The organism is Chryseobacterium sp. GQ58 (genome assembly GCF_059758895.1).
In genome coordinates this window covers 114093-136575 of record NZ_JCAXEH010000002.1, presented here as the reverse complement: position 1 = coordinate 136575, position 22483 = coordinate 114093, and the positions used below count along the sequence as shown (strand labels likewise).

The following is a 22483-nucleotide window of genomic DNA, read 5'->3' as shown; positions in this document are numbered from 1 at the left end:
AAAATTACTTATGCAACATAAGCAGTTTTTTAACTATTTTTTCTCCATCTATTGTTACATGAATCATGTAAGCTTCTGTAGGAACATCTCTTAAATCAATTTTCTCAAGATGCTGTTCAAAGATATAACGTGTCTTTTTAGGAACGATCAACTTCCCGTCCATTGCATATATTTCATAAGTAACTTCGTATGGACGACGTGGAATGAATGGCTCAAAATCAGCTTTAATATAAACATATCCATCATTGGACGGAACAGGATAAATCAGCAATCCTTCTCTTATACGTACAGGAGCTGTAGTCGGAGGCGGATCTATAACCTGTGAAGAATTTACTGTAAAATTGTGAGAATTTACATTTAAAAATACATTATCAACAGCTTTTACCATAATCCTTGCATCGGTAATATTTCCTAATCCTGAAGGTACATCAAAAGTATGTGAACCGTCATTTGGAGTAGTTGCAACCAAAACAGTCGGGAACGTAAGACCGCCATCTTTTGAAAGCAATATGGTAACATTAGCCGTGCTTACAGGAGCTGCGGTTGTATTGGCAACATCCCAGGTAATTGTTTGGGATTGTCCTTGCGTCCAGACAATGCCCGGAGCATTTTGTGATGTTACAATGAAAGGGCCCGCTGCTGCTGAAACTGTTAACCTTATGTCATCTCTTCCTGTTTGTCCGCCAAGCGGATTATTGTCTCTTACAAGAAGGGAAAAATTAAGTGTTCTTGCAATAGAAGACAACTTTTCCCAAGCTTTGATATCTGCCGGATTTGCAAAATTAGGATCATATCCCGCAACTATAGTCGGCAGCCTTGGGAAATATCTCATTGGAGATGTACTTGGATTTATAGATCTGAAAAGTGGGCCTATCGCATTTGTTGGTTGCGGAGGCATCGTTGCAGCACCGGTATCCTGCTGTTCCCATGAATAAGTAAGCGCATCATTATTGGCATCAGTTGCAATACCTGTCAAAACAAAAGGTGTGCTTCTCGGTATCGTTTTATCCGGGCCTGCATTTGCGGTTGGTTCAGTATTATTAATCGCTAATTTATTTCCGCAGTTTGATGTGGCTCCTCCAATCAATCTTTGATACATTTCGTTGATACTGACCGCATTAAAATAAGGATCGCTATTAGTCTGCACATTCGGAGCACAAATACCTGCATATCCCATAATAGAACTTGCACTGCCTGGTTCTACTGATGTTGGTGTATTTCGATTGCATCCGTTATTCTGAACATGATTTGCTCCAAACTGATGGCCCATTTCGTGTGCTACATAATCGATCACAAACGGATCTCCAACAGGTGCTCCCGACCCGGTAACTCCTCTGGCTTTTCCGTCAAGACATACAGCCGGTGTTTGAGCCAATCCATTATCATTACCTGCTGTTGCTCTGAAAAACAGATGTCCTATATCATAATTATTTACACCAATAATATTGTTGGTTACAGTTAGATTTTCATTAATCATCTGACCCGCACTAAAAGGATCGAATGTATCTGTATTTACAAAAAACAATGCATCCGCATTTGCAATCAACTGGTAAGAAACAGAGACGTCTTTCTCAAAAACCTGATTAAGACGATTAACCACTAAGTTTACAGCAGCTAGAACAGCCGCTTTTTTTTGGGCCTCTGTACCTGTTCCTACACCAGCCTGCTGAGCAATATAAGCTGTATATTCTATTGTAGTTGTGATTGCAAGCCTGTATTTTCTGTTGAGCGCATCGACTACTGTTTTGCTGGAAGTAGGTTCAGAATGTTTAAATTCAGATTCATCTTCAACAAGACATTCAAACTGACTTAGTGATGACGCATTTTTTCTGTCATACATTTTATAAACCTGATTATCTGTTGTATGAGAATCTATATAGAAAATTCCGTTGTCATTTGCCATCATCGCATTAAACCCAAAAAATGGATCTAAAGTAAATCTGATTATCGACGATTTATCTCCCTTTTTAAATCCTAAATAAGATCTTATATCAGAATACCTGCTCTGAAGATCCGGATGCATTGTAGACGCTTCGTAAACTTCGTAAGTATCAAAACCTTCTTCGTTATTAGGAAAATTCAAAAGAATTCCTTTTACTGAAGGATATTTGGTTTTGTCGGGAGCATTTTTCAGTTGATTTATAATTTCATCGGTATTCAGCGAAAATAAAGTATATTCAGATATTCTGACGTTATTCTTTCGTATTTCACTGTTGGTTTTCGCAGTGATTTTTTTCCAATAGTTTTGTTGTGCAAGACCTGCTGCCGAAAAAACAAACAGCATGACCAGAAATAATAATTTTCTCTTCATAGTTTTTTTATTTAATATTCATTTTGGTGTATTAAGTTTACTTTTGAGGGAATTTTCCCATTTACCCTTAATATTAAGATAGGATTGTTTTGTTTATTTGCTAAATATTCGCTGTTAACTATTTCTTTATAATATACATTTAAAACAGAACCATTTATTTGCAGCTTCGTTACTTCAATATCTCCGTATTGTTGTTGCTTCAGTTTAGGTTTCAAGACAAGGAAAAATTCATTATCAAAAAGCGCCGGTATAGGCTCCGAACGGGAATATCTTTTGTCTTCCAGTTGACTGTAAAGCTTCAGTGTTTGATCGAATGTCGTGAGAAAGCTATATTCCGGCAACTGTATCGTATGATTCAGCCTTCTTACCTCTGAAAAACCGATGCTGTCATTTTCTTTATTCATCAATGATTGTGTGTTAATTTTATTTTTTTCCACAGACATGCTGCTACAACTACTTATAGCACAAGTAAGGAATGAAAACACTAATAAAAAAGCACAATTCATTATTAAAATCTTAATATGCAAATGTAAATATTATTATATTCCTAAAAAAATATTTTTTTTAACATTTTTAACATTTCATTAAAATATTTGTAAAACTGTTGTAAATAATTTACAAATAACTGATTTTCAAATTAATAAAATACGCCAAAACAATACATTTCTTTTACAAACTTGTTGCTGGTTTTCCTTCATAATTTTACTTCAACAAAAAATAATCTTATGAAAAAGTTAATCTTAATAGTTGTTGTATCAAGCAATTTTATCATGTGCAAAAAAGGAGAAACATCGGCTCAATTAGAAAATGCTATTAATTCCGCCGACAGTGCCGTTGCCAATACAAGTGAAAAAATAAACTCTTTCAACAATACCGCAGAAGCAGTTTTCGATTCCGCAAGCATCAAAATAAAAGATTTTGAAAAAACTAAAAGCGAAGTAAGTAAAACAATTGAATCAACCTCAAAAAGTATCGATTCGTTATCTGAAAAAATTGCAGGCATGAAGCTGGAATCAAAAGTTGAAAAGAAAGATTTTGCAGAAAAAAGCCCCGAAAAAATTGTAGTGAATGTGCCGGCGTCAAAAATTATTAAAGAAACCCAAATCATTTATAAAGATAAAAATGATCAAAAAACATCAGTTCAGAAAAATAAAATGATCAAAACAGGCATTCTGGAATTAAATGTAAATAATGCAGAAACCGCTAAAGAAATTGTAAAGGAACAGGTAAAGAAATATGACGGATTCATTAAAAGCGAAAATATTTCCCTGAACAATAATGACAGAAAAATAGCTTATTTAAAAGTGAAAATCCCTATTCAGAAATTTGATTATTTAATGGATGATCTGAGCTATAATATTGGTGAAGTTGAAAATAAAGGCATTGAAGTTTCGGGTGAAGATTTTGTAAACAATACTTTGTGCGACGTCGAAATTACTCTTTACGGAACCAATTCTGAATTTGCCCAAAAAGACAAACCTGAAAATTTCGGCACAAAATCTCTTGCGGCAGTTTCTTCCGGCTGGAACGTCATTACTTCTATTTTCTTATTTATACTTCCGCTTTGGCCGCTATTTTTAATTGCCGGAATCGGTTATTATTTTTACAAAAAGAAAAATGCTAAAAACACAAATAACTAAAGAAAAAGCCTTTCAGAAAATTCTCTGAAAGGCTTTTGATTATTTCATATTCACTATTTTATCTACCACATACTTTGTGTTTCCTCGCCAAGGCAAAGCTCCGTTGTATTCTTTGTAATGAAGGTCGAAAGTTTTACCGCTGTTCATTTCCAATTGTTTGAAAATTTCAGGGTTCGAAACAGAAAACTCAAATTCATAACTTGTAATTGTTCCGGTTTTTCCTCTTCCAAAGCCTTCCTGAATCAGTTTGCCTTCATAAGTTTTGAAAACATACCCTTTTTTGATGGCATAATTCAGATAACCGGATTTCACTCCTTCCCCGAAAACGAAGAAAAATTTGTACCATACCAAAACTCCCAATAGCAATAAAACTATCCCAAGAGTGATCCACAAAGACTTTTTCATAAATAGTGTTTTTTGATGTTTTAAATAAATTATTTTGCGATACTTCTTGAAATCACAATTCTCTGGATTTCGGAAGTTCCTTCATAGATCTGAGTGATTTTTGCGTCGCGCATCATTCTTTCAACATGATATTCTTTTACATATCCGTATCCACCGTGAATTTGAACTGCTTCAATTGTAGTATCCATTGCAACCTGAGAAGCATATAATTTTGCCATTGCACCAATTTCAGAAATATCTTTTCCGGCATCTTTTTCAACAGCAGCTTTGTAGCAAAGCATTCTTGCAGCCGTGATCTGAGTTGCCATATCCGCCAATTTGAAAGCGATTGCCTGGTGATGAATAATTTCAGTTTTGAAAGCTTTTCTTGTTTTAGCATATTTAAGTGCCAATTCGTAAGCTCCGGAAGCGATTCCCAAAGCTTGTGAAGCGATACCAATTCTACCGCCATTCAAAACCGCCATTGCAAAGTTGAATCCGAAACCGTCTTCACCAATTCTGTTTTCTTTCGGTACCTTCACATTATTGAAAAGCAAAGAATGTGTATCACTTCCTCTGATTCCCAATTTGTCTTCTTTTGGTCCGATCTCAAAACCTTCCCAACCTCTTTCTACGATGAAAGCGTTGATTCCTTTATGTCTTTTCTCGGGATCTGTTTGTGCGATTACGATGTAGTAAGAAGCTGTTCCTCCGTTTGTTATCCAGTTTTTAATTCCATTTAACAAATAATAATCTCCTTTATCTTCTGCTGTCGTTTTTTGAGAAGTAGCATCAGAACCTGCTTCCGGCTCCGATAATGCGAAAGCACCAATTACCTGGCCGCTTGCCAAAGGGGTAAGATATTTTATTTTTTGCTCTTCAGAAGCAAATTTTTCAAGACCTGCACATACCAAAGAATTATTCACAGACATTACAACCGCTGCAGAAGCATCAATTTTTGCAATCTCCTCCAATGCCAGTACATAAGAAACGCTGTCCATACCTGCACCGCCGTATTTTGGGTCAACCATCATTCCCAGAAGTCCCATTTCTCCCATTTTCTTTACCTGTTCTGCAGGGAATTTCTGCTCACGGTCTCTTTCAATGACTTCCGGTAATAATTCGTTTTGCGCAAAATCTCTTGCTGCCTGCTGAATCATCAGCTGCTCTTCTGATAAATTAAAATCCATAAAAATTAATAATTATATGCCGTAAATTTACACTTTTTAACCAAATCTAAAAATAGATATAGAATTAAGTCATCGGAAGTTGAAAATATAAGGAGAAAGGCGGTTTAAAGATTATCAGAATCTCGCGTATATACAATTTATTTTTCCCAAATGTTTTAAGAATTATAAACTAAAAATAACTTTTCATTATTAATTTGTGATTTTACAATAAAAAAATTGCTATATTTAAATTTATTAAAATATTTGAAAAATTATGGCGATCAAAAGATTATTCGATATACCTTATTATGCTCTGGAAAACCTTCCAAAAAGCGATATGTTTGTTACAAAATATCAGGGAGAATGGAAAAAAACTTCTACTCTGGAGTTTATCAATCAGGGAAATAAGATTTCTCGGGGGCTTTTAAAGTTAGGCATCAAGCCTGGTGACAAGATCGCATTGATCACCACCAATTCGCGTACGGAATGGGCCGTGATGGATCTTGGACTTTCGCAGATTGGTGTAGTTTCCGTTCCCGTCTATCCGAATATATCTCCGGAAGATTATGAATTTATTTTTAATAATGCCGAAATTAAATACTGTTTTCTTTCTGATAAAGAGCTATTAAATAAAGTAATGAAAATCAAACATAATGTACCTTCGCTGCAAGGTGTTTTTACATTTGATGACATTACCGGCGCTGCAAACTGGAAAGAAATCTTGAGTTTGGGAGAAGATGATTCTACACAAATGGAAGTTGAAGACCTTTCTAAAGCAATCAATACTCAGGATCTGGCTACGATTATTTATACTTCAGGAACTACAGGAAAACCAAAAGGAGTAATGCTTACGCATGAGAATATTGTGTCTAATGTTTTAGGATCTATTCCCAGAATTCCGAAGAAGAAAAGTTTAGATTACAAAGATACAAGAGTTTTGAGCTTTTTGCCGATCTGTCATATTTTTGAAAGAATGCTTTTCTATCTTTTCCAATACAATGGTTTTTCAATTTATTTTGCAGAAAGCATTGATAAAATGGGCGAAAACGTAAAAGAAGTAAAACCTCATTACATGAGCGTTGTACCACGTCTGGTAGAAAAGGTTTACGACAAAATCTACAATACAGGTTCTTCTGCAGGAGGTTTAAAATCAAAAATATTCTTCTGGGCTTTAAATTTAATTCAGAAAAAGAAAGAAGTTTCAAAACCATCCGGATTGCAGGAAATCATTGCCGATAAACTCGTATTAAAAAAATGGAGAGAAGGCTTGGGCGGAGAAATCATTACTTTAGTTTCCGGCTCGGCAGCGTTGTCTACAAGATTAAATTTAATGTTCCAAAATGCGGGGATTCCGATCCTTGAAGGTTATGGACTTACAGAAACTTCTCCTGTAATTTCCGTTAATTCTGCCGATAGAATGAAAGTAGGAACGGTGGGGCATCCTTTGGATAATTTAAAGGTGAAGATCCAGGAAGACGGCGAAATTACCGTGAAAGGACCTTCTATATTTAAAGGATATTTTAAAAATGAAGAATTAACCAAAGAAGTATTTACGGAAGACGGATATTTCAAAACCGGCGATATCGGACATATTGACAACGACGGATTTTTGCAGATCACCGACCGTAAAAAAGAAATGTTCAAAACATCCGGCGGGAAATATATTGCTCCGCAAACCATTGAAAATTTAGCCAAAGCTTCAAAATTCATTGAGCAGGTGATGGTTGTAGGTGACGGTGAAAAGATGCCATGCGCATTTGTACAGCCGGATTTTGAGTTTGCTAAAAACTGGGCAATGAGAAACAACCTCAACATCGGATCTACTCCACAGGAAATTGCAAAAAGCCAGGAACTGAAAGACAGAATCGAAAAAGAGATTCACGATATCAACGAACATCTCGGAAACTGGGAAAAAATAAAACGAATCGAGCTCACTCCCGAAGTTTGGAGCATCGAATCGGGATTATTGACTCCAACTATGAAACTAAAAAGAAAAGCCATAAAAGAGAAGTTTATGGATCTTTACAATAAAATGTATGAGCATCAGGATTAATGACAAAACCGTTTCAAATTGAAACGGTTTTTATTTTGTTTATCATTGATACAAATGCTTAGTTTATCATTCCGTAAAAATCTTGATAATGATACTTTAGAACAATATTGAGATTCCACGCTTCACTTCGTTCCGCTCTGAATGACAAACATACTGTCTAATTTAAGTAGTAAGAATATTTAGGGATTGCATCGTCTTCGGCTCGCAATGACAAGGTAAATATTTTGACATAAAAAAACTGCTTCAAAAAATTGAAGCAGTTTTGTATTTTAGAAAAATCTGAATTAAAATTTAATAACAGAATTCATTTTTTCGTTTTCTTCGTTTACCAACTCGTCGTCTACAAGAATTTTTCCTGAATGCTCATCGATAATGATTTTCTTTCTCTGAGCAATTTCCATTTGTTTTTGAGGCGGAATTGTAAAGAAAGATCCTTTTGGAGCCCCTCTTTCCAAACCTACAACCGCAAGACCTGTTGATGAGTTGCTTCTGATTCTGTGGTAAGAAGCCAATAATCTTTCGTCGATTTTGGAAGCAAATTCGTCAGATTTTTTGATAAGATATTCTTCTTCTTTCTGAGTTTCAGAAATAAGGCCTTCCAATTCTTCTTTTTTGAATTTAAGGTGATTTTTAAGATCTTCAATTTTAGAATTCAGCTCGTTCAGAGTTTCTTCTTTATGACCAATTTTAGCTCCGAATTCTTTGATTCTTTTTTCAGAAAGCTGAATCTCAAGCTCCTGATATTCGATTTCTTTTCCTAAAGCTTCAAACTCTTTATTGTTTCTTACGTTATCTTGTTGAGATTTGTATTTGTCAATAAGGGTTTTTGCGTGGTTGATCACTTCATTTTTATTGCTGATCTGATCATTTTGTTCTTTGATTTCTGCAAGAAATTTTTCAGCTCTTTTTTCTAGTCCTTCAATCTCAATTTCAAGATCCTCAACTTCGATTGGCAACTCTCCTCTTGTATTTCGGATTTCATCCAATCTTGAATCGATGATTTGCAAATCGTATAGAGCTCTTAATTTTTCTTCGACTGAAATTTCGGTGATTTTTGCCATATCTATAGGAAATAATTTACTGGGTTTGTTTTTTCACTAGATTTTAAGACTGCAAATGTACTAAATTTTTGTGATAAAATTTCAAATAATTGTTCACTTACCCATTGCTCCGATTCGTAATGCCCGACATCGCAGATCAGCATTTTAGATTCTGCCAGAAAATAATCATGATATTTAAGATCTCCGGTGAGATAAGCATCACATTTTTTTGCCAATGCAGCTTTTATTCCGCTTGCCCCGGATCCGCCCAAAACGCCTACTCTTTTGATTTTTTTGTGGTTAAGATCTGAATGTTTAATGATATTTAAATTAAATTTTTCTTTCACAAAACCCAGAAAATCTTTTTCATCCATTTCAGTATCAAATTCGCCGTACATTCCCAAACCCGAATATTGGTTTTCGTTGTCTAAAGTATAAATCTGATGCGCCACTTCTTCGTAAGGATGTGCAGATTTCATTGCAGCGACAATTTGATTCTGTTTAAAAGTTTCAAAAATTACAGAAATCATTACTTCATCAGCATTTTCGCGAATATTTTTTTGTCCTGAAAAAGGATTTGAACCTTCAATCGGTCTGAAAGTTCCGTTTCCTTCGATCTTAAAGCTGCACTCATCATAAAAGCCAATGTTTCCGGCTCCTGCGGAAAAAAGCGCTTCTTTTACATTTTCAGAATAATCTTTTGGAACATACACCGATAATTGTTTTAAATTATTTTTTTTAGGCTGAAGAATTTTCAAGTTTTTCAAACCTAAATGATTGCAAATTCCTGCATTTACTCCAAAAAAATCGTTGTCAAAAGCGGTATGAATTGCATAAATCGCAACTTTATTTTCAATTGCTTTTAAAACAGATCTTTCGACATAATTTTTCCCTGTAAGAGATTTTAACCCCGAAAAAATGATCGGATGGAAACAGACAACAAGATTGCAGTTTTTTTCAATCGCCTCGTCAATTACTTTTTCAAGGGCGTCGTGACAAACAAGAATTCCGGTCACTTCACGCTTTGGAAAACCGCATAAAAGCCCAACATTATCAAAATCTTCGGCCTGCGGCATTGCAATATGCTTTTCAATCTCGGAAATTACTTCGTGTATTGTCATTTTATTATGTATGTTTGTCACGAAAATAGGGATAATTTGCTAAATTTAAAAAAAACTTTGCACATGGAAAAAGAACACAATCTTCTTCCTGAAGACAAACTCTGGAAAAGATTTTTATTCCGCGTCATATATCGCGCCGATACCCGGCTTGGGAAACTTTTTGACGTTGTACTTCTTGTTCTTATCATGATAAGCACTTCTATCATTATGATGGAAAGTATACCGAAGCTCGACAAAAAATTTCACGTTTATTTTATTATCGGTGAATGGATTATATCTGTGATTTTCACTATAGAATATTGGATGAGAATCGCTGTGGTAAAAAATAAAAAACAATATATTTTCAGTTTCTTTGGTATTATAGATTTTCTTTCTTTGGTACCTTTTTATCTAAGTTTCTTTTTTCCTGTTACCAAATATTTCCTGATTTTCAGAATGTTGAGAATGCTGAGGATTTTCAGGATTTTTAATCTTCTTGATTTTATGAATGACGGGCTTGTGATTGTAAGAGCCTTACGAAACAGCTCGAGAAAAATCTACATTTTCTTGTTGTTTTTAGTTATTTTTTCGGTAATCGTCGGTTCACTTATGTTTATGGTGGAAGGCGGAAGGCCGGGTTTTGAAACGATTCCGCAATCTATTTATTGGGCTGTAGTTACTGTAACGACGGTTGGTTACGGAGATGTTTCTCCAATTACGCCGATGGGAAAATTTTTTGCGGTGATTCTTATGCTTGCCGGTTATTCGATTATTGCAGTTCCTACAGGAATTGTGACGGCCGAAATGCGCAACAAAAGACAAAATCTCGAATTGATATGCGAAAGATGCGGAAACGAAGATATTGATGATGACGCAAGGTATTGCAAACAATGTGGCAAGAAATTGGCTTAGTATATTTTCAATCTAATATCACAAAAATCATGGAACCAAAAAAGAAAAACAAACCAAGTCCTTTAGTCGTTATTTTATTCTCTTTAATTGTTTTAATGGTCATTGTTTATTTCATTCTTGTTACGTTTTTCCCTGCTGTATTTGCCAATATGAATACCGGAGATATACAACCTGTAAAACCAAATGAATAAATTCTAAAATAAATAAGGCAATCTTCTGACTGCCTTATTTTTTATTTCCAATTTTTACTTCTTAATTACTTTTACGGACTTTTTAGACCCGTCTTTCATCTGCAATATCAGAATATACAGGCCGGATTTTAATTTACTTAAATTTATTACCGAATCAGGATTATCAATTATTTTTAAAGTTCTTCCCAACATATCGGCCACTGAAACAGATTTTACATTCGCAGCATCCAAAATATGTATAACATTTTTAAACGGATTAGGATAGACTTTAATATCATTTTTAATTTTCTCCGGCTCCGAAACTGCTAAAGTATTGGTCAAGATATTTATTGTAAAAGTATCTTCCAGATTGTCCACAGTATCATTGTACTGCCCGACATTTATATAATACCTAGTTCCGGAAACAGTTGGTACAGATATTACTTCTGTCTCACCATCTCCTCCATTATCTTCTGTTGCGGCACATGACAAAGCATTACAACTTCCCGTAAAAACGCCAACTTGGGGATCGAAAGAACTTCCAGCAGGCATCGTGACAATTATATCAAACATGCCTCCATTTCCTACAAAACTAAACCATGTCCCATCATTCATTCCATCTGTACAAGCTGTTAAAAAACCTGAATTATTGGTTGCACCAGCCGCATCTGCCTGAATATGAATATACGGAAAAGCAGTCGCTGCCAATGCTGATAAACACACATCATTCACAGGAGGCGGCGGTATTTTTCCTACACAAATAGTAAAACTCTGGTTGTTGCCTGCTCCGCCAAAACTATAAACTCGTACATAATACGTTTCACCAACTGTAAGCCCGGAAGCTATAGAAGTTGCAGGATCTGAACACAAAATACTGTTTAAATTTCCGCAACTTCCGCTAAGAACCTGAAAATAAACATCATTATTAACATTAGTTCCAATGGAAGAAATATTGTTAACAGAAATTATATGCGAAGACGAAGTTGCTGTAAATTTAAACCAAACATCATCGTCGGGATTTCCAGAACACGGCGCCGAACTTAAACCTGAATATGTAGCTCCCAAAGTATAACCCGGTGTAGAAGCTCCGCAATTGGCGTCAGGATTTACAGTAAGCGTAATTGCATTTGCACATTCATCATTTAACGGCTGGCCGGGATTTGTTTTGAACATAATATTTGAACAACCTTGGGATGCTCCGACAGCATTTACGGCATTTACTTTTAGGTGATAATTTGTATTAGCAGTCAATGGTACGGGAACTGTAAAATTATTAACAGCAACAGATTGCTGATTTACGATATCTATTCCTCCAAGAGCCGTGCCTATTGAAACATTGTAGCTTGCAGCACCCGCGACAGCATTCCATTCTATCGTTGGAGACAACGGAATATATTCCGCATTGTCTGAAGGATAAATTACAGTCGGGCATGCAATTACAGAACTTTCCATCAACCCATCAAAAGTAATTGCAGATTTTTTGTCAGACAACTTTCCGTTTGGCGGAAATGCAGGGTTTGGATTGATATTGTCATTTCTATAATATAATGTAGAATTTGGGGCTGAATTATAAACATAAAATGCTTCGTCGAAAGTATTTTCATCGTATCCGGGAGCATTCTCTTCTATTGCAAGGACTAAATTATTGATATTGTCATAATGAAAAGGCATGGGTAAAGTAACGGTTACGGTTCCATTATTTTGCGCTACGTTCCCAGAATAAACCTGCGTGAGCTGAGAAACAGGGAGCCAATCCGAAGAAGAGGAAAAATTGTTTTTTGTAGTTGTTCCCAAATAAACAGTCCAATTTGAAGAATTTGTAATACTTAAAGCTGAATTTAAATAAAATTTCAATCCTATAATATTACCTGCGGCATCCGCATTTATTGCCTGTCTTGTGAATATTTGCTGAACGTAAGAATATTCAAAATATGTACTCACGGGAGCCGATCCTACCGTTGTACTTCCTGTGCCCAAAGTTATTTGAGCGTTCATTGCCATATTTATTATCAAAAGGCATAAAAGTAAAAATTTTCTCATATTCGCAAATTTAGTTAACAATGTAATTAATTTATAATATACAACATTATTAATATTCAGAATATGATTCTAATCATGTAATAGTAAATTATTATACAAAACAATAATGGCGACTTTAAAAAGCCGCCATTATTTTCCAAAGATTTAAAAATTATTTTTTAATTGCTTTAATAGTTTGTTTAGAACCATCATTCATATTTAGAACAACTAAATACATTCCAGATTTTAATTCTCCTAAATGAAGAGCTGAATCCGGTTTTTCAATCGTTTTAACCAATCTTCCTGCAATATCCATTACTGAAACAGATTTTACATTTGATACATCTGAAATATTCAATACATCAGCAAATGGGTTTGGATAAATTTTTATGTTGTTTTTTGTTCCTGAAACTTCAGAAGTTCCTAAGCAGGCAGAATCTACAGTTACTGTAACCGGCTGTCTTACGCTTTCACAACTGCTTGCAACCTTCCAGTTATAAATATAATACCAATAGTTAGGTCCTGAAGAAAAATTATTACCTGTTATACTTATTGCACTTGATGTATAAGGATAAGTTGCACCAGCCGTATTTCTGTTAAGATTTATCGCGACTCCTTGTCCAATTCTGTATCCTGTTCCCACCGGCAATGCATAGTTAAGAGGAACTGTTTGTGGAGTAACTCCATCATTTACAGCAACAGTATAAGGAACTGAAACTAATGTGGCACCAGAGCTATCTCTAATTTCTATTGCAGAACTTGTACCTATAGCTACAGTAGAAACAGGGAAAACATCTATACTTATCAGTGTTGTAGGAACAGTAACATCAAATATTTGATAGTAAGTCCCAATAGCATAACTGGTTGCACTTATACTACTTAGTGAAGAAGGACTAACAGGTCCTACTGTATCGATACCATCAGATTTAGCTGATACATAATAAGTAGTATTTGAAGAAATAGTAGGTGTTGTATATGAATTACCTGTTTGTAACGCTGTACCTCCAGTTAAAGAATCATACCATGTAATAGTTGCTCCTGAAACTGCAGTTGCGGATATAGTTGCCGTTCCGGATGCACCACAAATTGCAGCTCCGGTCGTACTTAAAATTGCAGGCGGCTGACATAAAGTCATAAATGCAGCAGACTCCGACCATGTACTTCTATCAGTACCAACGCACACAGATCTTACCCAAATATAATAGATAGTGGATGGTGATAACCCGATTATCGGCGCAGATGTTGTAGTAGAAGTTACAGAATTTGTTGCATCTAGAACAGTGCTTGATGTAGGTGCAGTATTTGATGTACTGTAATACACTTCATATCCTGTAGCCGGAGCTGTTGAAGGAGCAGTCCAGGAAGCAGTAGCTCCTGTTGATGTTACAGTAGTATTGGCAACTGTTACCGCAGTTGGCTTAATACATGTAGGTGGTGCCCATGTATAAGTAAGTCCCGATGGAGGAAAATTGGTATTATCTCTTGAAACAGTTGCATTGTTAGCTGTTCCTGCTGTTGTATTATTCCAAGGATTACCGACAGAACCGGTTCTGTTATTAAAATCACTATTTGAAGACCCCCGCAAACCAATTTGGTTAGTCCTGGAAGTAGTATTTACATTGAAATATGGTCCGTAAACAACTGAAACAGCATTAGTTGTTTCTGATAATCTTAATTGGAAATTAAGATAATTACTTCCTGTTACTGCTGCGCTAAAGTCATTATATCCTATCCATTCCACTACAAAAACTCTGTTGGGAGCCGTACCTTCAGTTGATGTAAATACCTTCCCTGTGCCATATCTAATCACAGCCGAAGAAGAGCTTGAAGTAGCCGGAGCTGACATGGTAATAGTTCCTGCAGTCTGATCAAAAGCCGTTACCGTTGCACCTGATGGAATTCCATTAACAGAATTCAATTCCTTGCCAACTTCAATTCCGTAAAATGAAGCCACATTGGTAATGATGTTGGAACCACTTGTTGTAATTCCAGAAGTAATAAAAACTCCCCATAAATCTCTGTTCATAACTCCAATAGCTCCTGAAAAAGCAGTTGACGAGGAAATTACAGATGAAGTAGTACTGGTTGTTGTTCCAAAATTAGCTCCACCATTTGAATTTACATAAATAGATGTAAAATCCGTCCCGTTGAAGTTAAAGTTAAAAGGTATTGTTACCGACCACCCTGAAGTATCATTGGTGGTAGAAGTTGTAGCTTGACTTCCTGAGACAATAGTACCGCTGGTAGCAATACTTGTAAATGTTCCTGTGCTTTGCGTAAAAGAATATTCACTTACCTGGGCATTTAAACCCTGTACACCTCCAAGAATTGCTAGAATTGTGATTCCTAGCCTTTTTAAACCGTGACAACATTGCCATGAGTTTTTGTAAAAATGTTTCATACTTAATTAAATTAAAATTAGACAACAAATTTAACAAATAATTCATATTAAGTTTAAAAATTATGATAATTTTTTATTTATATAATAACATAAGTACAGATATGTTGATTTTTAAACAAGCATTTAACTTTATTTGTAATTTATATATTTTTAAATAAATACGATTTTTAATTTTAAAACTTAATTAAACAAAAAAAAGTGGCCGAAGCCACTTTTTATATATAAAATATTAATCAATTGAGGTAAAATTCGTACTTATTAAGCAACTGAATTTCTTTAATTAAATCACCGTTCAGATCTACAGAATATTTCATAGACTGCAATTCTATATGAGAATCTTCTTCCGGATGTTTGATAAAAAATTTAAATTTCTGCTCGCCTCGGTTCCGATCCAATATTGTTCTGAAAAAATCAAGATCTTCTTTCCTGAAATCCATAATATCCATGACCAGCGAAATGCTTTTTGCAAACTTTTCAAATGCTTCCTGAAGCTCGATGACGTCTACAACATTTACAAAAACACGCCCATCTTTCACTTGCGCAAACTTTATTTTTAAAATAACAAAACGCTGCACTTCAAGCTTTTCTTTCAGCCGCATATAATCCCGGTCGCCGAGTCTGAAAGAATACGATCCCGAATAATCTTCCAAAGTCAGAAACGCCACTTTTTCCCCACTCTTAAAACCATCCTGAACACGGTATTCAGTAATCAAACCGGCAACGGTGTATTCTTTACCTGCGCCGCCATTTTCTCTTTCTTTTTGAAGAGTTTTCCAGTCTTTCTTTTTTTCTTCGAATAATTCCGGGGGCTTGTTGGTAAAAGCCTGCTCTTTATAAGCATCAACCTCATCAAGATTTAAAAACCCGAAAGTACCTTTTGGTTCAGCTTTTTTTATGATTTCTTCGATGATTTCTTCTTCACCGACGGACAATTCATCGGAGACAATTTCTACAAGATCCGTCACTTCCGGCGTATCCTGTTCGAGAATTGGGATTTCATCTGTAATTATTTTTTCGGCTTCATCTTTTTCCAAAACCGCTTTCTTGGAAAGATTTCCCTGTATAAACTGAAACTGATATTTAAACTCATCAAGTGGATGCGCCGAAAGATAGAATCCTATAATTTCTTTTTCTTTATTCAGCTTGTGCATATTGGGCCATTCGGGACACGGCGCAAGTTTTGGCTGTTCAATCTGAATTTCTTCTGCAAAATCGGCAAAAAGTGAATTTTCGACTTCATTTTTACTTTCCTGAAAACTTTGTCCGTATCGTAAAAGTCTTTCAAGATTTGTTCTTCCCGAAGGATCGATGTCAAAATACTGTCCGCGGTGAAAGCTCGCCAATTCATCAAAAGCACCTGCAATTACCAAACTTTCTGCCACTCTTTTATTCATCTGGGAAGACGGAATACGTTCTAAAAAGTCATAAATATTTTTAAATCTGCCATTTTCCCTTTCTCTTGTAATCGCTTCGCTCGGCCCTTCTCCAATCCCTTTTATTGCTCCCAAACCAAAACGAATCTGGCCTTTTTCGTTTACTGAAAATTTATAATGCGATTCATTTACATCCGGACCCAAAACATCTACACCAATACTTTTACAATCTTCCATGAACATCGTGATCGAAGCCGTATTGTTGATGTTATTACTCATCACGCTCGCCATATATTCTGCAGGATAATTTGCTTTTAAATAAGCCGTGTGGTAAGCAATTAATGCATAACACGTTGAGTGAGATTTGTTGAAAGCATATTCTGCAAAGGCTTTCCAGTCGTTCCAGATTTTTTCTAATCTTTCTTCATTAAGGTTGTTTTTCTTTCCGCCTTCAATGAATTTCGGATACATTTTATTCAGAACATCAATCTGCTTTTTACCCATTGCTTTTCTCAATGTATCGGCTTCACCTTTAGTAAAATTGGCCAGTTTTTGAGACAAAAGCATTACCTGCTCCTGATAAACGGTAATTCCGTAGGTTTCTTTTAAATATTCTTCAGTTTCGGGTAAATCATAAACGATTTCTTCAATCCCGTGTTTTCTGTTGATAAAAAGTGGAATATATTTAATCGGACCCGGTCTGTACAAAGCGTTCATGGCAATAAGATCGGCAAAAACCGTCGGCTTGAGCTCTCTCATGTATTTTTGCATTCCCGGACTTTCATATTGGAAAATGCCAATTGTTCTTCCTTCTTTAAATAATTGATATGTTTTGGTATCATCCAACGGAATGTCATCCGGATTTATATCTACATTATGTCTTTGCTTGATTAATTTTAAAGCATCTTTGATGATCGTTAAAGTCCGAAGTCCCAAAAAGTCCATTTTCAGAAGTCCGGCACTTTCTGCAACCGAGTTATCAAACTGTGAAACCAAAATATCGGCATCTTTCGCAGCAATCGTCACAGGAACCAAATTACTTACTTCTTCGGGTGTAATGATCACTCCACAAGCATGAATTCCTGTATTTCTGATACAGCCTTCCATTTTTTTAGCACTTGCAAGCACATCAAAACGCGGATCATCAGAATTATCAAGAATAAACCTCATCTCGTCAACAAGCATTTGCTCTTCGGGCTTCAGTTTATCATATTTGGCTAAAGCTTTCGCGATATTCATTCCGGGTGTGGAAGGAATTAATTTAGCAATATTATTTGTATCGGGAATTGAAACATCCAAAACTCTTCCGGCATCTTTGATCGCTGATTTTCCACCCAAAACTGAATAGGTAATAATCTGCGCAACCTGGTTTTTACCATATTTATCAACTACCCATTTTATCACTCTGTCCCTTCCTTCATCATCAAAATCAATATCAATATCCGGCATCGAAACCCTTTCCGGATTTAGGAATCTCTCAAAAAGGAGATCATATTTAATTGGATCTACATTGGTAATCCCGATACAGTACGCAACTGCGGAACCTGCTGCAGATCCACGTCCGGGACCAACCCAAACACCCATGTTTCGGGCTTCATTACAAAAATCCTGCACAATCAAAAAGTAACCCGGATATCCTGTATTGGCAATTACATCCAGCTCAAAATCAAGACGTTCCTTAATTTCGTCAGTGATTATTTCATATCTTTTTTTGGCTCCTTCGTACGTTAAATGTGTTAAATAAGCCATTTCACCACGCTTTCCGCCATCAATTTCATCTTCAGAATGAATAAATTCCTGCGGTATATCAAATTTTGGAAGTAAAACGTCTCTTTTTAAAGTATATGAACTGAATTTCGCAAAAAACTCGTCATACGCTTCAAATGCATCCGGATAAGCTAAAAATGTTTCCTTTATTTCATCTGAATTTTTAATATAATATTCTCCCGTCGCCAAGCCTCTTCTTTTCCCAAAACCTTTACCGACCGGCGTTGACAGCTTTTCGCCATCTTTAATACAGCTTACAATATCCTGAATATTAGAATCATCTTTATCGGTATAAAAAGTTTCGTTTTGAGCTAAAATTTTCACATTATATTTATCTGCAAAGTGCAAAAGAACGTCATTCAAATGCTCTTCTTCAGGCAATTTGTGATTTTGCAGCTGCACATAAAAATCATCCTGAAAAGTATCTTTCCACCATCTGAAAAGCTCCTCACCTTTTTGCTCACCTGTATTTAAAATTGCATCCGGAATATCTCCATTTATTCCTGAAGTTAAAGCAATTAAACCTTCTTTATATTGTGAAATTAGTTCACGGCTGATTCTTGGAACTCCAAAATAGAATCCTTTTAAAAATCCAATACTTGAAAGCTTTGCTAAATTTTTATATCCGTTAAAATCTTTCGCCAAAAGAACAACTTGCGTTCTTCTGTCGGGATCATCTTTTGTGAATTGTTTCTGCTCATATCTATCTGAAATGTAAAATTCACAACCAACAACCGGAATCAACGGTTCAGAAACAGGCTCAATTTCATTAAAATCTTCTCCTTTTTCTTCGGCTTCCTGCTTTTTGACAAGATATTCTTTATGCTTTTTAGCTCGATCGGAATTTGTAGATTCTACAGCAGAAACGAATTTAAAAGCACCCATCATATTTCCCAAATCCACCATTCCGACAGCAGGAAAATTTTCTTCTGTAGCTTTTTTTATTAAATCTGAAATACTTGAAGTCGCCGATAAAGTAGAAAAAACACTGTGATTGTCGAAATTGAAATATCTTCCAAGATCAATCTCATCAATGCTACCAAAATCCTGTTGCTTTTTCTTATTATGAAAATCCGCAACCTGCCTTCTGATAACAATATTAAACGGTTTTATCGGATCAGGATAAAGTGTTCTGAAATAAGCAAGCTGATCTTCTGAAATTTTTAAAACTTCAGCAGGAATTACTCCGATTCTCATCATTTCGAAGAAAACCTGAGCTGTCGCATTTACGTCAGCCGCCGCATTGTGGGCTTCATCAAATTTATTTCCGTAAAGCTTTTCGTAAAGTTCTTCCAATTTGGGAGACTTGAATTTACCACCTCTTCCGCCTCCAAGCTGACAAAAATCCGTGCCTAAAATCATGGTGTCTGCTTTCGGCTTTACGTGAAGGCTGTTTTCTATATTTTTTCTATAAAATTCGGCACCGACAATATTGTAATCGAACTCTACATTGTGACCGGATACAACCCTTACCCTATCTAAAACTTTAGAAAATTCTGTTAGAATTTCCTGCAAATCACGACCTTCTTCATTGGCAATTTTCGTCGTGATTCCATGAATTCTCGCAGCGTTGAATGGTATGTCGTAACCTTCCGGTTTTATAATATAATCCTGATTTTCAATCAAACTTCCGTCATCATCATGCAACTGCCAGGCAATCTGAACCATTCTTGGCCAATTGTCTGAGTCTGAAAGCGGTGCATTGAAATTTTTTGGTAAACCTGTGGTTTCTGTGTCAAAAACTAAATACATGTATATTTTCTAGCTTTTCATTAAAAAGAGAATGTAAAGTTACTTTATTTTTTTGTATGCTAATATTTCTTTATTGTTTTTATGCAACCGTATTTTCTGTTTAATGTTACGTAATTTTTCAAAATCAGGAGTAAATAACTAAAAATCATTTCATTTTTATAAATAATAATCAAATATAATTACCATTTTATATTTATATTTGCTTTTTTATGTTATTTAATATCTTATAAAACTATTATGAAGAAACATTTACTTTTCATTGGTACATTAGCAATATCGCTAGTAAGTGCTCAAAACAATGATGATTTAAAAAGAGAGTTTGAGAGACAAAATAAAGAAAATAGCGAAAAATTTGAATCCTACATTTCGAAACGTTACGGCTCAATAAGAGAATCAGAAACTTTAGAAAAGATTGAAGAAGAAAGAAAGAATCTGGCAGGGTTTTATTTAAACCAGCCATTTTTTTATCAACAGGAAGATACACGACAGGTTTCAAATTCAAACGCTGACAATCTGAATACTGCAGGTGGTGTAACCGGACTTACAGGCTCATTTAACGGTGAAGGAATAAAATATACAGTTTTTGATGGTGGCAGAGTTTATGAACTGCATACCGCTTTTGATAATATTCCTAACAGAATTACAAATAAAGAAGATGCCTTCCAACCCTATTCCGATCATGCGACTGGTGTGTCGGGTTTTATTGGAGCAAAAAATTCTCCATTACAAGCGGGCACGCCACCCGTTTCGGTAGGCAACGCTAAAGGAATCGCTAGTAATTCACTAATCGACAGCTATAGGTTTGCTTCTACAATATTACCAAATAATACTACTCCAAGCAGTGTTTTTCAAAAAATATTGCTTGCACAACCTAAAATATCAAATCATTCATACGGAGTAAATGCCGGGTGGAATGAAACATATAACTCAAATAGTGTTACCGGTTATTATTGGCAAGGATATATTCAGAATGGAACGATTTACGACTTAAATGGTACTTATCATGAGCAAGATCAAAATTATGATAATATTGTTTATAACAATCCTTCTTATATCATTGTAAAGTCATCGGGAAACTACTTCGGTATGGGGCCAAACGCAACAAATGGAACTGCTCCTAAATATTACAGAAACAGTACAGGAAATTATGTTCAATTTACTCCAAGTGCTACACTACCCGCAGACAATTGCGCCCAAGGATACGACTGTATTGGCCCTGGATCTCAGGCAAAAAATATAATTGTAGTAGGTGCTACCAATATTATCACAACAAATAACTTTAAATATACCCAGCCAAGCGACGTTGTGCGTTCGGATTACAGCAGCGCAGGTCCTAGAGATGACGGCGGTATAAAACCGGATATTTCCACTGTCGGCACCAATGTATATTATCCTTCAACAAACACTACGACACCAAACGCATGGGCTGGAGGAAGTGGCACTTCATTTTCCGCACCGGTTGTAACGGGTATTATCGGACTTTGGATTCAAATTAATAAGCAGCTATTTAATAATGCAGAATTGAACGCAGCTTCCGCTAAAACTTTAATGGTACATTCGGCTTCCGAAGCAGGAAATGTGGGTCCTGATCCATGGTTTGGATGGGGATTTATCAATGCTAAAAAAGGAGCTGAATTATTAGTAGGAAAATCTAACAACTCTGTCATATTCAATGATGAAGCTTTGACAAGCGGTGTAATGACTACAAAAACCGTCAGAGCTTCCGGTTCTGAACCGTTAAAAGTTACTATTTCTTGGATTGACCCTGAATTTGATTATCCAGATCAGTTTATCAGTGATATTTATAACAACAGAATATCAAGACTGGTAAATGATTTAGATTTAAGGATAATTGATACAATTACCAACACAATTTATACACCTTGGAAGCTAAACGCTTTAAGTCCTATGACTCCGGCTACCAAAGGAGATAACATGGTTGACAATGTAGAGCAAGTCGTTATTGAGGCACCAGTTGCGGGCAGAGCATACAGATTAGAAATTACCAATAAGGGATCTTTAGTAAATAATTTAGGCGTGCCGGCTCCTCAAAACTATTCTATTATTGTAACAGGACACAATGAAGTTTTAGGAACTGCAGAAGTAAGCAATCCATACGGAATTGTAATCGCTCCGACAATTACAAAAGATATCGTAAAAGTATTACGAGCTCCTAAAAAATCTACATTCAAAATTTACGATTTGACAGGAAAATTAGTACAAAACGGAAAGATAAACGGTAATGAAGAAAGTTTAGACCTTTCATCTTTAACAAAAGGAATTTACATTATCGAAGTAAAAAGCGATAAAGACCTTATTTCTAAAAAAATTATTAAAGAATAATTGATTAATAAATAGATAATTTCAAAATACTAACAATCGTTAGTATTTT

14 protein-coding genes are annotated in these 22483 nt (G+C 35.5%); 5 read left to right on the top strand and 9 right to left on the bottom strand.

The genetic code is table 11. The features are described from left to right. Positions 1–4: 4 nt before the first annotated feature. The gene (locus AC6CHK_RS04860; protein WP_498094102.1) at positions 5–2311 is read right to left on the bottom strand and encodes a reprolysin-like metallopeptidase; all 2307 of its coding nucleotides are present in this window, start codon (positions 2309–2311) and stop codon (positions 5–7) included. Between the two features lie 11 nt (positions 2312–2322). Next, entirely contained in the window at positions 2323–2715 is a 393-nt protein-coding gene (locus AC6CHK_RS04855) for a hypothetical protein (protein WP_498094100.1), read from the bottom strand. 321 nt (positions 2716–3036) lie between these two features. On the opposite strand from AC6CHK_RS04855, the gene AC6CHK_RS04850 reads away from it, so the two are divergent. After that, the gene (locus AC6CHK_RS04850; RefSeq protein ID WP_498094098.1) at positions 3037–3951 is read left to right on the top strand and encodes a DUF4349 domain-containing protein; all 915 of its coding nucleotides are present in this window, start codon (positions 3037–3039) and stop codon (positions 3949–3951) included. Positions 3952–3990: 39 nt separating this feature from the next. Here AC6CHK_RS04850 and AC6CHK_RS04845 read toward each other — a convergent pair whose 3' ends face one another. Beyond that, positions 3991–4356, bottom strand: coding sequence for a hypothetical protein (locus AC6CHK_RS04845; RefSeq protein ID WP_498094096.1), 366 nt, complete (start codon positions 4354–4356; stop codon positions 3991–3993). 29 nt (positions 4357–4385) lie between these two features. After that, positions 4386–5525, bottom strand: a complete 1140-nt coding sequence (locus AC6CHK_RS04840; protein ID WP_498094094.1) for an acyl-CoA dehydrogenase — start codon at positions 5523–5525, stop codon at positions 4386–4388. 253 nt (positions 5526–5778) lie between these two features. On the opposite strand from AC6CHK_RS04840, the gene AC6CHK_RS04835 reads away from it, so the two are divergent. After that, positions 5779–7557 (top strand): AMP-dependent synthetase/ligase, encoded by a 1779-nt coding sequence (locus tag AC6CHK_RS04835; RefSeq protein WP_498094092.1) that lies wholly within the window; start codon positions 5779–5781, stop codon positions 7555–7557. A 284-nt stretch (positions 7558–7841) separates the two neighbouring features. On the opposite strand, the gene AC6CHK_RS04830 is transcribed toward AC6CHK_RS04835, so the two are convergent. Together AC6CHK_RS04830 and AC6CHK_RS04825 are read right to left on the bottom strand one after the other, a co-directional pair. Beyond that, on the bottom strand, positions 7842–8618 hold the full coding sequence (locus AC6CHK_RS04830) for a zinc ribbon domain-containing protein (RefSeq protein ID WP_498094090.1): 777 nt from the start codon (positions 8616–8618) through the stop codon (positions 7842–7844). A 2-nt stretch (positions 8619–8620) separates the two neighbouring features. Then, a complete protein-coding gene (locus AC6CHK_RS04825; RefSeq protein ID WP_498094088.1) occupies positions 8621–9718 on the bottom strand; it encodes a Nif3-like dinuclear metal center hexameric protein in 1098 nt (365 codons plus the stop codon). Between the two features lie 63 nt (positions 9719–9781). On the opposite strand from AC6CHK_RS04825, the gene AC6CHK_RS04820 reads away from it, so the two are divergent. Both AC6CHK_RS04820 and AC6CHK_RS04815 read left to right on the top strand, forming a co-directional pair. Beyond that, positions 9782–10609 carry an ion transporter gene (locus AC6CHK_RS04820; RefSeq protein ID WP_498094087.1) on the top strand — a complete coding sequence of 276 codons (828 nt, stop codon included), beginning with the start codon at positions 9782–9784 and terminating at the stop codon, positions 10607–10609. 29 nt (positions 10610–10638) lie between these two features. Then, the gene (locus AC6CHK_RS04815) at positions 10639–10800 is read left to right on the top strand and encodes a hypothetical protein (protein ID WP_498094085.1); all 162 of its coding nucleotides are present in this window, start codon (positions 10639–10641) and stop codon (positions 10798–10800) included. A 54-nt stretch (positions 10801–10854) separates the two neighbouring features. On the opposite strand, the gene AC6CHK_RS04810 is transcribed toward AC6CHK_RS04815, so the two are convergent. From AC6CHK_RS04810 to dnaE, 3 genes are all read right to left on the bottom strand, one after another. Then, positions 10855–12774: a T9SS type A sorting domain-containing protein gene (locus AC6CHK_RS04810; protein ID WP_498094083.1), complete on the bottom strand. Its 1920-nt coding sequence runs from the start codon at positions 12772–12774 to the stop codon at positions 10855–10857. A 196-nt stretch (positions 12775–12970) separates the two neighbouring features. Further along, positions 12971–15199 (bottom strand): NIDO-like domain-containing protein, encoded by a 2229-nt coding sequence (locus AC6CHK_RS04805; protein WP_498094081.1) that lies wholly within the window; start codon positions 15197–15199, stop codon positions 12971–12973. A gap of 233 nt (positions 15200–15432) precedes the next feature. Then, complete coding sequence (gene dnaE, locus AC6CHK_RS04800; RefSeq protein ID WP_498094079.1) at positions 15433–20091, bottom strand: DNA polymerase III subunit alpha; 4659 nt, start codon at positions 20089–20091, stop codon at positions 15433–15435. Between the two features lie 237 nt (positions 20092–20328). Between dnaE and AC6CHK_RS04795 the strand changes: the two genes are divergently transcribed. Next, a complete protein-coding gene (locus AC6CHK_RS04795; protein WP_498094077.1) occupies positions 20329–22434 on the top strand; it encodes a S8 family peptidase in 2106 nt (701 codons plus the stop codon). Positions 22435–22483: the final 49 nt, after the last annotated feature.